This is a genomic window from Vibrio bathopelagicus, from assembly GCF_014879975.1.
Lineage (GTDB): Bacteria > Pseudomonadota > Gammaproteobacteria > Enterobacterales > Vibrionaceae > Vibrio > Vibrio bathopelagicus.
Genome location: NZ_CP062500.1, coordinates 1,957,149 through 1,972,134, shown reverse-complemented (window position 1 = coordinate 1,972,134; position 14,986 = coordinate 1,957,149). Strand labels below are relative to the sequence as shown.

Sequence of the window (14,986 nt, the reverse complement as noted above, 5' to 3'; positions counted from 1 at the left end):
TTAAGCGACCTCATTGGCATTAACATATTGAAGGTTCATGTCGACATGTTTGATTTTATTGCTCGCGATAATAAACAAATAAGAGTTCACTCTCGGGCGAAGGCATGACAATAAGTTGGAGCAAAACGCTTCATCGTATGACAGATCCAGATAATCAATTAATAGGATTTTCTTATTACTTAATAGTGCCCTGACGATCAATAAAGCGAAGCTCACCTTTCGAGAGAACGGTTTTACGCCAGTGGTTGTGATATCGGTATAAAAGCCAAGTTTAAGGTCATCGATATCACTTTTAATACCAAGAGATTCGCAAAGAGAATAGGCGGCTTTGTGTAGTTGAGGGCGAAAACAGGTGATGTTGTCGATGATTGTACCGTCAACAAATGTACTGCTTTTGTCTATTAAGATGACATTGTTTTCAGTGTTAGATGCTAAGTATTGTTCTGCCGACAATTGGTCGGTTGAGACTTGATACTCATTGTCATGTTGCGTGTGAGTAAAGGCTCTTAAAATTGATGACTTACCAGATCCTGATTGCCCCGATAGTACTGAAATTTTATTGGATAAAAATTGGTAGTCACTGCGGCCGGAATAATTGAGTGTTTTCGGTGGTGGTTCATCTACAGCATGGGCATCTTGCTCTGACTCTAACTCTAAGATTTCATTTAGACGAGCGATATAGTTTTTGTTTACTTCCCACTGACTGATCGCTCTCATGGTTTGTTGATAAGGTGCAAAGAAGCGGTTGGTCAGCAGTATGATCGCGGCCATGACACCTTGGCTAATATCTAGGTTTATCACTGCAATTGCACTGGTGACGACGGTAAGGACAATCGCCAGTTGCTGGATAAGGGTCAGTGTCAGGTTGAATTTTGACTCTTGTTTTTCGAATTCACTGGTGTGGTATTCACGTTCTTTGACCATCGCGTCCATAAGGTTCTCAAGGCGAAATTCCATAGAGCGACTCTTGATGTCGAGTGGGAACGAAATGATATTAATGATATTGGAATTGGTTGCACCTTCGGAGTCTGATTTCATTTTCATTAGTGCGATTTTTTTGCGCGATAAATGAAGCGATGCAGCCAACAAAAAAGCAGAGGCTAGGGCCAAAATAGCGCCGGCTGGTGGGTTAATAATCGCGATGACGATTAAAGTGATAAGACACGTGAATGCATTAATAAATGCGCTAATCAATTCGCCACTGTAGAAAGACTTAAGCCCCATGATCGTGGTTAAGCGCTCCAGGTATTCACCAGTTTCCAATCGTTTGAATTGTGAACCTTTGGAGTGACAAATAGCATGGAATAGTTGATTGGTGACGGTGTTTTCAAATCGGTTACCAATGCGAGAGACCATGGATTCTTCGATGTTTTTGATTCTGTAGTCCAGAGCAATCGCAACAAGGATAATAACGAAAATAAAATACAGCGAAGAGCTCGAGTTATTAGGGATGATTCTGTCAAATATGATCAAAATTGAGAACGGCAGAACCAAACCTAGCAACGTGGTCATCGTACTCGATGCAACAAGAAAGCAACTGTCTGTAATGCTGAGTTTAGGGAGGTAATTGAGCTTATTCATTCGGCATCTCTCCTGAGGCAAATTGTTCTAGCGCGGCCATGTCGAAGGTTTCGTTTATCGGCACCATGCTATTGGAAATTGCTTCAATTGCTTTGAGGTCTATTGCACCAAATAGAGAGTACAGCTTGGTGGTGTTGATGATGTAGTCGTATTGGTTGGAATGGTAATCTCGGATCGAATCATAGAGGTCAGATTCAGAGTTTAATAAGTCTGTTAGGGTTTTTGTTCCTAGCCGATAAGCCTTTTTATTGCCTGTATACACTAAGTAATTCGACTGAATTACGGACTTTAAGATATCCAGTGATTCAATATTGGCGTTGATGTTTAATATTGTGTCGTCCAGTTCCACACGAGTGTCGTTGAGCGATTGGTCATAGCGAGATGACAGTTGTTGGATTGTGTTTTTGCTCTTTCGGTATTCGTAGTAGTCCGAACCGCCTTCGAAAATGGGTACATCTAAGGTTAGCGCGTAGGTCGATGTGTCTTGTATTGAATGGTCGAGATTGCTGTCTGAATATTCATAATTCGCACTGGCAGATAATGTGGGGTAGAACTCGGATTTTGATTTACTGAGAGTGCGTTTCGACTTATCTAAGTTAGAGCGCGCAATCGCAATTTCAAAGTTACCGCTAATCAGTTTTTTTTCGAGTGCAGCTCTTTCTGATTCATCAATCTCACTATATTGATTAGTCAGTGCCATATCGTATGACGGCGAAATACGAGTTTGTGTGGTCGAACGAAGTTGATTCAGGGCCTGACTTATTTTCTTACGGATATCAGTGATTTGTTTACTAGTCGTGCCTTTCTGAGCTTGTGTTTCGTACACATCTGTTTTTGGCAAATTACCCAGTTCATGGTTTCTAGTTATCTGTTTAAGCCGAGACTGAGAGGATTTGAGTTGTGCGTCTGTTGCCTTTTTCTGTGCGTGATATTTTAGATATGAGAAGTAGTTATCGACAACTTCAAAGACAATGTCGTTGACCACTTTGTCATGTTGAAGGCGGCTGATTTTAAGGTCGATCTCTGACTCTTTGTACGTGTCGAGTCGTGATAGGTCTAAAATAGTTTGAGTAATGGATATTCGATACCCGTTGCTGTTGTATTCGTTATTTGATGGCGTTGTAGAGTCAACATCAGACTCGTTCCACGTTGTGTTAGCACTGGCATTGATTGATGGGTAGAAAAAAGCGCTGCTGATGTCTTTGTCGTAGCGCGATGAATTGACATCATATCGAGCGCTAATGACCTGGTAGTTACTATCTATTGTATGGTTGATTAACGCAGACAGTTCACTTGTATGCCCGGAGACACTGTAGAAAGAGCCAAAACCACAGGCGAGAGGGAGTAAGACGCGCTTTATTGCCAAACTTAAAGGCGATGTTGATCCTGAGTTAGATATCGATAGAACAACAGGGGAGCTACGGCGTTCAAGTGTCTTCATTAGCCAACCTTCCTTATTGCCATGTACTTCTTAATCACCGAGTAAATTTCTTCATTTTTATACGGCTTACTGATGACGTAATCCATTCCTGCATCGATACAGCGTTTGTGCTCTTTATTACTCTTTAAGGCCGTTGCACCAATGATGGTTGTTGGCGGAAGTCCATTCTCTTTTTCGTACTGTCGGATGAGTAGTGTCGCATCTATCCCCCCCATATTAGGCATGATGCAGTCCATGAATATGATGTCGAAATCTTGCTCTTTGATAAGAGAAACTGCTTTTTCACCATCATCAACACCCTGACACTGGAAGTCGAACCCACTAAGGATTTTATTAAGGATAATTTGCTGAACTCGGTCGTCTTCAACGATCAGAAATGAACTCGCGAGTTTCTCTTCTTCTTGGCCGACACTTTCAAGTGTTTTAACGATGTGCTCAATGAAATCTGTTGGTGTAAACGGATGATAAAAAATGTAGTCAACGTGATTGTAGATGTCGTCAATATCGACAGAGTTAGACATCGACATCATCAACTTAATGTTTCTTGCGGATAGACGTGCTTTTAGTGTTTTACAGAAAGAATCGAGCGTAATGCCCTTAATATGATCGGTTAAGAAAATACCGTCATTTGCATTGAGACCTTTCATCATCATAAAAATGTCGTTGGCGGTATTAGCGATGACAACCTTAGCGCCTTCGCTTATCAATATTTTTTGCAAAATATCCAAGTGGATGTTTGCTGTTCCGCACAACAGGATAGTTTTGCCTGCTAGGCGATTACTTAATGGTGTGTAGTGTGAAGTGTGGACATCAAACGAAATCGCTACCTTCTCCGCTCTTTCGATCGTGTGTAGCATTGCTTGGTAATTTTTAATACCGTTTAACAGGTTGTTGGATAGTTCCGTATTGGTAATATCTTTGTTACTTGCGCTGTCCCAATCAAGGCCTTCAACATGATCGACAGTTTCATAATCTTCATCATAGAAATATAAGGTGAACGTTATGGTGAGTTTGTCGACTTGTTGAGAGCCTGAGCACCCAACATGAAGTAAGACATTTGAGTATGGAGAGGCTGATATACGATTTGAAATTTGTAGCAGTAAGATCCAAAACAGTCCGGTTTGATTGCCATGCATTTGCTGAGGGATGGTGTTCTCAACGAAGCACTCAATGTGCTTTGAGTGTTGCTTAGATTTTGTGCCACCCAAAACAATAAGTTCACTCACTAAGTTGTAGAAATTGATGGTTTTTTCAGTGTTTGATGAGTCGATATTTGAGATTCGATTAAAGTTGTCCGCAAGGTTTTCAAGCGTACGCGTTGCCGAGATAATTTCTTTAGCAAGTAAAGCACCGTTTTCATCACTGTCTTTAACCAATAGTTTAACCCCTCCTTGGATGGTGTTGGTGATACCTCGAATCTCGTAGCCCAGAAGGTTGTAGAGCCTTTGGTATAAATCTGTTTGGGACTTTTGACCTTCTAATTGTTCGTAGCTCGTCAGCAGTTTTGCGTAAATGTTCTTTTCGATGCTGGTGGTCGTGATGTTTGATATGCGTTCTTTAACCTTCTCTTGATCGATCGTTTTAAGGTTGTTTGATATCGTTTTGAACGTAGCGTGAGCACGCTGTCTTTCTACTTCTATATGCTTGATTAACCGAGCGTTTCTAAAATAAAAAAGCATAAACACACAAAGCAGTAAGGCGTTGATAGCAACCACTTTGTAGATCGTTTGCGTGTCTTCTCTTGTGTTGGAATCGCTGTAGTTTGCCAACAGGCTATTAATGATCGCAATACTGGTGTTTGAAGCCTCTTTAATTGAGGTTGCCAGCTTATTTGTATCCCGTGTTTGCTTGTACTCTTTGATGTGTAACTGCAATAAATCGAAGCCAAGCGTACCCGTCAGTGAGGCCAGAGATTTTTCTTGTGAAACAATACTTTGAAAGCGAGCTATTTCTAAGTTCAACTCTTCGACTAAAAGCTGTATTGCCGCAGAAGAACATGTCTCGTTGTTGCTTGAACAGGTCCCTAATGTTGCATTGAGTAAATTGATGTCATTTAGGATCTCATTGGATTTGCTCACCAATAGAGTACGAGTGTGGCTCTGCTGATCTTCAGAAGTAATACTATGCAGAGTGTAAGCCCCATTCAGTAACATGATTCCTATGATCAAGATAAATAAGATATGACTGACTTTGCTGTTGTACTGTAATTTGTTTTTCATATCCCATTACCTCTCATTAAAAGATTCGTCGAGCGCTGTCATGATTGGCTTGAGAGCATAATCAATAATTTTTCGGTTCCCGGTTTTGATATCAGCTGTGAACTCCATGTAAGGTGCAATATGGAACTTCACGTTATTTCTCAGTAAGTAGTTTTCAGCGATTTTAACTTTTGCTAAGTAATATTCTTGCTCTTGTTCTTCGTAAGAGCTTCTAGAAATTGAGGCTATTTGACCTGAAATGACGCCGTACTTCGCAAAGTTATAGGTGTCGAATTTGAGCTTAACTTCTTGCCCTTTTTCAATGAAACCAACGTCTTTCCTTGGAATTTTAACCTCTGCGTGCATTTCATTATTTAGGGGGGTGATATCAGCAATGCTGTCGCCAGGTGGTATCACGGCAGATAAGTAGTTGAAGTTGATTTTGTCGACTGTTCCATCAACAGGAGAGAAGACGATCAACCTTTCTACTTTGTCGGTAATGGTCGGGAGTTGCGTCTCTTTGTTTTTGAGCGTTTTATTCACTTCCGTGAGCTTCTCATAATATTCTGAGTTTCGGGCTTTGCGGTGATCGCCGAGCTGTTTTTCAAGGCGCTGCATCTGAAAACGCTCATTCAAGATAGATTCATCAAGGTTTTCTATCTCACGAACCATGTTCATTTTCTGAATTTCCATATTTATAACGTCAACATAAGAGGCCATTTCTTCTTTATACAACTGGTTCTTAATGGAGAGTTGCTTGCTGATGAGTTTTAGCTGCTTGTTGGAAGACTGGACGCGGTTATTCATCGACTGAATCAAGCTTCGTTTATGTTTGATATCGTGAACAAACAGATCATCGTTCGATTGGTTCTTATTATTCTCTTCTTCCCAAGATAGGGTCTGAGTTTTTACTAAGTTTGGGTATTGACCATATCGTGAAAAATCGGGGGTCGTTTGATTGATAAGAGAGGAGTATTTCTGTTGCTCGATCTGGAGTTCGGCAATCTCATATTGCGTGGAGTTGAGTTCCGATACACGATCTTTAGAGGTTAGAGAGGCAATCTTCTGACCTTTGAAAACCAGATCTCCCGGGGATACGAAGAGTTCGTTGAGTATTCCTCCCTCGAGGTGCTGTACCTTTTCAACGTCTGACTCTAATAAAACCTCACCACGAGTCGAAACGGTTATATCAATGGTTGCCTGTGATGACCAAACAACGGCACAAAAGCCAAGAAACACCGCCACAATGAAGACGGTATGTGTGGTGACTTTACTTGGGGTGATGTTTCTGTCTGTCTGATCATCGTGCACTTTGTTTATTGATCGCTCGATGATTTTATCTAAGTCACTCATAAGCCAATGTCCTTGCTTTTGCCTTGACGTATTTTATGTACACAAGTAGCGGAGCAATTCCGCTCACTTGGTCAATTCATCAGAATACGGGTTACTTCCTAATACTCCGTATAGAACTGAATCTACCTAAATGGCTTTCGTAACCTCAACTTTATCTATGTTGTTTTAGTTTTGGTTGAGACGCATAAAAACCTATTGCATATAATAGGACGCAACTTGTTAATTTTAATACTTAAATGTTTCAAGTAAGAGAGCGATCAGATTTTAAATATTATTGCTTTTTCTAAGCTTGTCATATGAGCTTTGTATTCTATGCTACAGGTAGCATTGTAGTTTGTGCATGTTTAAGTTAATGACAAGGAGCGGAATATGCCAGTTGGTGGAAATACTAATAACAATAATCTAAATGATGCAGTAGAACAGGTTGTTACTGATGACAAATCTCCTGCTTCATCGAATGCGAACAGTCAAAATAATCAGCAATCCTCTGCCGCAAACACGGTAGCAACTGGTACTGATTCGGTCGCACCTTTATCGGCTGAAGAGGAAGTACAGCAAGAAGAAAGCGGGCAAGAGCAGGGTGCTTCTCAAGAAGAAGGCGAATCTCAAGTTCAAGCCGTCGAAGAAGATCAACCGAGTGAACAACAAGGTAGCGCTCAATCTAAAGTGCTTGAGGACGAGCCGGAAGCCGATGATGGGCTATCTCCTCTTTCAAGTAGTGCTCAAGAGACACAAGATGTAGGCGGAAATTCAGCTGAACAATCACCATCTGCGAGTTCGAGTCAACAACAAAACTCACAACAGAGCTCAGCCTCAAATGACAGTGCTAAGTCAGCGTCGTCCTCACAAAATTCAAACAATGATTCAAGTAGCGACAGTAAAGTAGATTCCACATCATTTGGTGTGCAAGTTGAGCCGGAACATTCCATTTATTCCGACGAATTGGAACATTCAGATACGACTACCGATACATTAAGTTTTGATGTGAGTGTTGAAGCAGAGGCTGATGCACCAGAACTTAATGTCGTCGTGGATGAAATAATCACTGAAGATCACGCCGTCTCTATTGATATCAGTGCGGCATTGGTTGATATGGATGGCTCTGAAGCGATGCAGTCAATTGTGGTGAGTGATATTCCGGAAGGCGCAACGCTAACCGATGGAACCAACACTTTTACCTCGAGTTCAAGTGAATCGTCAGCTGATATTACCAATTGGCAACATGACGGTTTACAGTTTACTACAGTGGAAAATTTCAGCGGTGAAGTGTCGCTAGATCTTTCAGCTACCTCTGTCGAAACATCCAACAGTGATACCGCAACGACACACTCTTCTATCCAGTTCGTCATTGATGCTGAAGCTGATGCTCCTGAAGTCACTGTGACGGTGGGCGATCCTACAATCACCGATTTTGATGACCCTAATTTGCTTTCCGAGTGGAGCACAGACAACGCGAATGACCATATCGAAATTCGTGGTGAACAAGTTTACACAGGTATTACGGATAGTGAGCGAGGTAACGTAATTGAGTTGGAAGCGCACCCTGGTGATGAGTCTAATATTTACCAAGACTTGCAGATCCAAGAGGGCGAAACCGTCCAGCTTAGCTTTGATTACTCGGCTCGTTTGAACGCCGAAGGTGATAATTCAGCTATTCAAGTTTACTTTGAAGGCGAGTTAATCGACACGATCAGTCAAGACAGCGTGGGGTGGCATACATATAACTACGAGCTAACCGCGTCGTCTGACAATCCTCGTTTAGAATTCAACGCGCCTGGGGACGATAGTGTTGGTGGTGTGTTGGATAACATACAAGTCACAGAACTAGCGACTGAAGACAACGATATTAGTATCGATATTAGTGCTGCTCTTACTGATCTGGATGGTTCAGAGAGCATGCAGTCAATCGTTGTTGACTCAATTCCAGAAGGCGCAACATTAACGGATGGGGAGCAATCATTTACAGCGACTTCCAACGATAATTCAATTGACGTAAATGGATGGCAACACTCTGAGTTACAGTTTACCCCACCTGAAAATTTCAGTGGTGATATTAGTTTAAGTGTTTCAGCGACTTCTATTGAAGAGTCCAATGGGGACACGGCCACAACCACATCTTCTGTTCAGTTTACGGTAGACGCTGTGGCTGATGCGCCAGATGTTACTGTCACGATAGGTCAGCCTGTCACTACCGACTTCGATGACCCTAATATTTTAGCCAACTGGAGTACAGACAACGCGAATGGTTATTTGGAAATTCGTGGTGAACAAGTTTACACCGGCATCAGTGATAGCGACCGAGGCAACGTAATAGAGTTAGAGGCCCATCCTGGTGATGAATCGAATATCTACCAGAATTTGACCATTCAACAAGGTGAGACGGTATCTCTGAGCTTCGATTATTCCGCAAGACAGAATGCGGAAGGCGATAACTCTGCGATTCAAGTTTACTTTGAAGGCGAGTTAATCGACACGATCAGCCACGACAGTGTCGGCTGGCACACATACAATTATGAACTTACGGCTTCAACGGATAACCCACGTCTCGAATTTAACGCTCCTGGTGATGATAGTGTCGGGGGTGTATTAGATAGAATTCAAGTCACCGAAGTTGCGACTGAAGATCAAGATATTGCGATTGATATTAGTGCAGTGCTCACGGACTTAGATGGCTCTGAGAGTATGCAGTCCATTATCATTGATGCCATTCCAGAAGGTGCAACCGTAACGGATGGTACGAATACCTTTACAGCAAGTGGTGATGATGACTCTGTTGATGTCAAAGATTGGGCTCATGGAGACTTACAGTTCACACCCGCCGAGAATTTCAACGGAGATGTGGACTTAGAAGTGTCTGCGACCTCCATTGAAGCTTCCAATGGCGACACTTCCACCACCAGTTCGACGGTGAGCTTTAATGTCGCTGCGGTAAATGATGGGCCAGTAGTTGAAAACCTCGCTTATCAAATGGATGAAGATGGCACTATTACACTGACAGATGTCCAGTTAATTGAAGCTGCGTCAGACGTTGATGGCGATGACTTAGCGGTTGAATCGGTTTCTTACAGTGGCAACGACGGGACGTTAGTTAGTGACCCTGCTAGCGGAACTCATGTGTTTACGCCTAGCGAGAACTTCAGTGGTGAACTGAATTTGGACTTCTCTATCACGGATGGGATCGAAAGTAGTTCAGCATCAATAGAGATCACGGTTGATGCAGTTGCGGATTCTGCCAATCTTCAAATTACCGAAGGTGATGGTACCGTAATCGAAGACGGTGGCTCAATTCGCGATGACGCCAATGTCGTTGAGCTGAATATTGATGCCGAACTAGTCGACCAAGATCTGTCAGAAACGTTAAGTGTGACCTTAGGTGGTTCGCCACAAGGCAGTGTTCTTCGTTATGACAATGATGCCGTTATTAATGACCAGTCGAACGGTTTGACGAGTTTTGCAGATACTACGGTAACGGTGACATTTGAAGGTGAGGGCGCTGGTTTCCAAAACTCGGCTGGCTACTACCTTGTTGAAGAAGATGGCACCATTTCAGATGTAAATTTGGTTTACGTTAATGCTTCACAGCAAGGCTCTGGAGGGGATCTAATACCCGGTCAGTCTTCCTTCTCTTTCGACCTAGAAGCAGGTCAAAGCTTCAACCTATTTGTCATTCCAAACGGCAATAGCCACAACAACTTTAGTACCATGCAAGATGGGCAATATGAGTTTAGAGAAAATGATGGCTCTCCAGCGTCGATGTCTTCAGTTGATCCTCAACTTATCTATATAGCTCAAGACGGCACAGAGACAGTCGTTCGGAGCCAGAATGGTGACGCGGTATTTCATGGCGGAACTAGCACCAACCTCAACCAAGATGGTCAAGAGCATACTCGCACAACGATGGACGAAGAAGGCGAACTGATCTATGGAATCGAGGACCTCTATAATGGAGGTGACCGAGACTATGATGATTTCTCTTTCTCTATCGATTTAGGTGAAGTTAACCAAGGGATATACAGCGGTGAAATAGTTGTTTCCGATGATACACCGATCGTTATCCCTTCCGTTGTATTGGACCAAACGTTAGCGCTTGAATTGCCTGATGGGTTCAGTGATTCATTTGATTTGGAAGTTGCTGCAACAACGACAGAAGCAGCAAATCAAGATTCAGCGACCACACTACATACGATTCACGTTGATGCCAATGAATATGCACCGGATGTTGAATCTGTTGAAGCCACAACGGATGAAGACGTCGCGATTACTGTCACGCAAGATGAGCTGTTAGCCAACGCGTCTGATGTCAATGGTGATGACCTTATTGCTACCAATTTAACGGTTGTTAACGGTAACGCCTCGGTCATAGAGAATGAAGACGGTTCTTACACAATAACGCCCGATGCCAACGTCAATGGTGAAATCGAGCTGAGTTTTGATGTTAGTGATGGGACTCATGTAGTGGCGGGTGATCTTCAATTAAATGTGACCCCAGTCAACGATGGCCCAACGGTGTCGGGAACAGTTTCTGCGTCTACCAAAGAAGACAACGAAATCACTCTTAGCTTAGAAGAGCTACTCGCGAATGCTGATGATGTTGAGGGTGATGAACTTTCTGTGAGCGACTTCCAAGTAGAGAATGGCTCAATCATGGACAACGGTGATGATACGTTCACGATTACACCTGACGAAAATTACGCCGGTGTTGTTTCGATTACGTACCAAGTGACCGATGGCGTAGAGTCTGTTGAGGGAAGCCTTGAGCTTGAGGTGGAAGCTGTCAATGACGGTCCAGTTGCGGGTGTGACTTCCTATGAATTTGACGAAGACGGTGTACTCGAACTGACACCTGAAATGTTATTGGAAAATTCATCAGATGTAGAAGGTGACGTGACGTTAGAATCGGTCACTTATTCTGGTGATGATGGGACGTTAGAGCTTAACCAAGATGGTAGCTACCTATTTACACCAAATGAAAATTTCCACGGTAATTTGTCGTTAGATGTGGTTATTTCAGATAACGAAGGAGCATTAGCAAATACGACTGCCGATATTACCGTTGTGTCAGTCAATGATGCTGTTTTTGCGACAGATGATTCCTCTTTACCAGCCGCTGAGCCTTCGATTCGTCTCGATGCTGCGCCGGAACACGGCACACTGGAATACCTCAATGACAATAACGAATGGGCTGAACTCGAAGTTGGTGTTGTTTACCCGGCGGATACCGAACTTCAGTATGTTCCAGACGTCGCCGACGTTGAAGCTTCAACAATGGATATTAAGGTTGGTAGCTTTGATAGCGATGCAAGTACAACGGTGTTTGACGGCGTTGCACAGGCTTCCGATTGGGGCCAAGTTAATGGTAGTACTGCAGTGTTTGCTCAAGACAACGTCACCATTACAACAGAAGTGACTAACGGTGACCTAACAGCGTGGAATGGCGCTGGAACATCAGTTGGTGCAGGGATTGGTGACCAAGGTCGACATGGTTTATCGGACGATGACGAGCTTATTGTGACGGTTGAAGGGGAGGATGTTAACCAGATAACTTTCCAACTAGATGGTTTGGGAGGCTGGTTTGATGAATCTAACTCGAATGCAACGGAAGTCATCATTACAGCTTATGACTCTGATGGTAATGTCATTGACTCTCAAGGTGGTTACCGTGAGTCGGGTGAGTATCAAGACACATACGCCTTCACAACAGATCAACCTGTTCACCACTTCGTATTAGGGACAACAGGTGGTGGCGGTACTTATGTAGTACAAAACATGACGGTATCAAGAACTTTGTCTGAAGAGCTCCAGCTCGTGACAATTCAGGGCGATGGTACCGAAGTGAATAGCGAACATTCGTTAGACTTAAACTACGATACAGCATCGCAAGCGATCAGTGTCACGGATGAACTGATCAACATCGATGGTTTAATTACTACTTCACCAATGCAAGTGCTTGAAGATGGTCAATTGGTCTTAAGTGTTGATGATCTATTAGCAAACGATACAGATGCCGATGGAGACACGCTAACCATTACGGAAGTACGAATTGATGAATCGCTAGGTGAGGTGACGTTAACAGAGAGTGGTGAGGTGATATTTACGCCTGCACCTAACTATTTCGGGGAAGCGAGTTTTGAATACACAGTAACGGATGGTAATGGATCATTTGATACGGCGAATGTATTTGTTGATGTAATACCACAACAAGACGCCCCAACGATTGAAGGCAACCTGGAATATCATGTCGATGAAGATGGCGTCATCACGCTTACGCAAGATGACCTATTGGCCAATGCTTCGGACCCTGATGGTGACAAACTTACCGCTATCAACATTGATTTAGAAGGCGATGCGTCACTGCGTGATAATGGAGACGGAAGTTACACTATTACTCCGAGTCCAGATTACTTTGGTGCTATCAATATTTCTTATGACGTAACAGACGGAGAGGATATTGTTCAATCAGGGTTACAGTTGACGGTTGATGCGGTCAACGACGCTCCGATTGCCCCTACATTGGAAGTGACAGACTCTGAAGATCAGGTGATAACCATTGATCCTAACTTTATACTGTCGCAAATCAGTGATGTAGACAGTACCGAGTTTACGCTGGAAAGTATCAGTGTTCGTTCACCCGCTCAAGCGAGTATCACGCAGAATCAAGATGGCTTATACCAAGTTGTTGTACCTGAACACTATAACGGTTCGGTCGATGTAGCTTATGTTGTAAGTGATGGTGAGCTTACAACGGAAGGTACGATTAACGTCAATATTATCGCCGTTGACGATGAACCTTTCCAAACGGGGAATGCGCATCTCGCTGTAGAGGAAGACGGCGCAGTAACCTTCAATAGTTCGGATTTGATTGAGCTATTTGGTGACGTAGACAGCGCACTTTCAGTTTCGCGAGTTATTACTGCTGAAGGCGAAGAGGCTGAAGGAACCGTTGTTGAAAATGGTAATGGTACTTGGACGTTTACGCCGACCGATGACTTTGCTGGTACGACAGGGCTGCAAGTCGTGGTCACTGATGGAACGACGGAAGCCAGTATGGACATGAATGTCTATATTCGTCCGGTTGCTGATGGTGTCGTGATTACCACGAGTTTTGACGGTCCTCTTGTCTTTATGGAAGACACATCTGGTCATTTCGGTATTGATATTGAGCAACTTGATACGTCTGAAGTGATGACCAGCGTTGTGATGACGGGTTACCCAGTTGGTTTTGTTGTTGGGGATGGCACTCATAGTGTAACGATTACAGAGCCCGGCCAGTTTGTGGATATTGGTAACTGGAATATGGATGCGTTAGTTATGACGCCTCCGGAAAATTACAGCGGGGATTTCTCTGTTACGGTCTCGGTTGTGTCGTTAGATGAGGTAGAAGATCCGGCGGACAACGAAGTCACAACAGAGCTTGGCTCACAACACACTTCAAGCTCTCCTTTTGCTCTAGGTGATGAAAACTATGCACTGCTTCTAGCATCAGATTTGTTAGAGCAAGTTGAAGAGGCTGATGAGACGACGACGGTTACTGATGTCTCTTATTCAGGTGATGGAGGCACACTTATCGATAACAATAATGATACGTGGAGCTTCTGGGGCGACCCAAGCTACGAAGGTGAAATTGGTGTCGACTTTACTACTTCAGATGGGCAGTCTCATCAAGTGTTATTGCAATCTGAACAAGAAGATTCTGGAACTGGAGTTGGGGTTCAGGCTGTGTCAGTAGAGCAGGAACAAGCACAGCCACAAAGCGCAACTGAGCCGGATTACACAGTCGCTCCTGGTGGAGAAGTAAATATCGATATCCCTGAGCACATTTCAGACAATGTAGCCGTTGATCACTTGCATGTAATTGGCTTGCCAGAAGAAGTCGTGCCAACTCAAGGCCTAAGTGATGGTGGTGACGGTTATGTAATCAGTGATACATCACAACCATTCGCACTCTCTATTGAGGATTCCTTTGTCGGTGACGTTGAGTTTGACCTTGTAGGTATGACTGCAATGGATGTTGAAGTTGAAGGAGCTTCGTGTACAAGCGTTCTTCAAGTCGACCCAAGCTATGAGATGCAAGGAAGCAGTGCGGACAACGCGAGCCCTATGATCGGTGAAGAAAGCTCTTGCGGCTCTGACTGGACGAAAGAGGATAATACCGCGATAGGTGTGGATGTGATGGATGATAACTCAAGCTTCGACAACAACAGCCCAGAACCTATGCAAGGTGATGACTTATCGGCGTTAGGTGAATAATACGTATACGTCGTTTAAGGACCTGATATAGAGGAAAATAGGGCCACTTTGATTGCTTGTTCACCCAGTGAGTAGCCAATCTAAAGTGGCTTTTTTTTGTTCTTTTAAATTATTTCTGTAAATTTGGAATTATTTTTCGTCTTTTGTATTTGGCCTACGTCTTAGG

Annotated in this window: 5 protein-coding genes; 1 reads left to right on the top strand and 4 read right to left on the bottom strand. The window is 43.3% G+C overall.

Annotated elements, in window-relative coordinates:
* The 4 genes from IHV80_RS08695 to IHV80_RS08680 are packed head-to-tail and all read right to left on the bottom strand — an operon-like array spanning position 1 to position 6,573.
* Positions 1 to 1,581, bottom strand: a complete 1,581-nt coding sequence (locus IHV80_RS08695; RefSeq protein WP_192888743.1) for an ABC transporter transmembrane domain-containing protein — start codon at positions 1,579 to 1,581, stop codon at positions 1 to 3.
* Positions 1,574 to 3,022, bottom strand: a complete 1,449-nt coding sequence (locus IHV80_RS08690) for a TolC family protein (protein WP_192888742.1) — start codon at positions 3,020 to 3,022, stop codon at positions 1,574 to 1,576. The genes IHV80_RS08695 and IHV80_RS08690 overlap by 8 nt, the downstream gene beginning before the upstream one ends.
* On the bottom strand, positions 3,022 to 5,241 hold the full coding sequence (locus IHV80_RS08685) for a response regulator (RefSeq protein ID WP_192888741.1): 2,220 nt from the start codon (positions 5,239 to 5,241) through the stop codon (positions 3,022 to 3,024). Before IHV80_RS08685 ends, IHV80_RS08690 begins: the two co-directional genes overlap by 1 nt.
* Positions 5,242 to 5,247: 6 nt before the next feature.
* Positions 5,248 to 6,573: an HlyD family type I secretion periplasmic adaptor subunit gene (locus IHV80_RS08680; protein WP_192888740.1), complete on the bottom strand. Its 1,326-nt coding sequence runs from the start codon at positions 6,571 to 6,573 to the stop codon at positions 5,248 to 5,250.
* Positions 6,574 to 6,942: 369 nt separating this feature from the next.
* On the opposite strand from IHV80_RS08680, the gene IHV80_RS08675 reads away from it, so the two are divergent.
* The gene (locus tag IHV80_RS08675; protein WP_192888739.1) at positions 6,943 to 14,820 is read left to right on the top strand and encodes a tandem-95 repeat protein; all 7,878 of its coding nucleotides are present in this window, start codon (positions 6,943 to 6,945) and stop codon (positions 14,818 to 14,820) included.
* Positions 14,821 to 14,986 lie beyond the last annotated feature (166 nt).

Coding starts and splice junctions, on each gene's coding strand:
- IHV80_RS08675 (WP_192888739.1), top strand. CDS start 6,943: ATGCCAGTTGGTGGAAATACTAATAACAATAATCTAAATGATGCAGTA.
- IHV80_RS08690 (WP_192888742.1), bottom strand. CDS start 3,022: ATGAAGACACTTGAACGCCGTAGCTCCCCTGTTGTTCTATCGATATCT.
- IHV80_RS08680 (WP_192888740.1), bottom strand. CDS start 6,573: ATGAGTGACTTAGATAAAATCATCGAGCGATCAATAAACAAAGTGCAC.
- IHV80_RS08685 (WP_192888741.1), bottom strand. CDS start 5,241: ATGAAAAACAAATTACAGTACAACAGCAAAGTCAGTCATATCTTATTT.
- IHV80_RS08695 (WP_192888743.1), bottom strand. CDS start 1,581: ATGAATAAGCTCAATTACCTCCCTAAACTCAGCATTACAGACAGTTGC.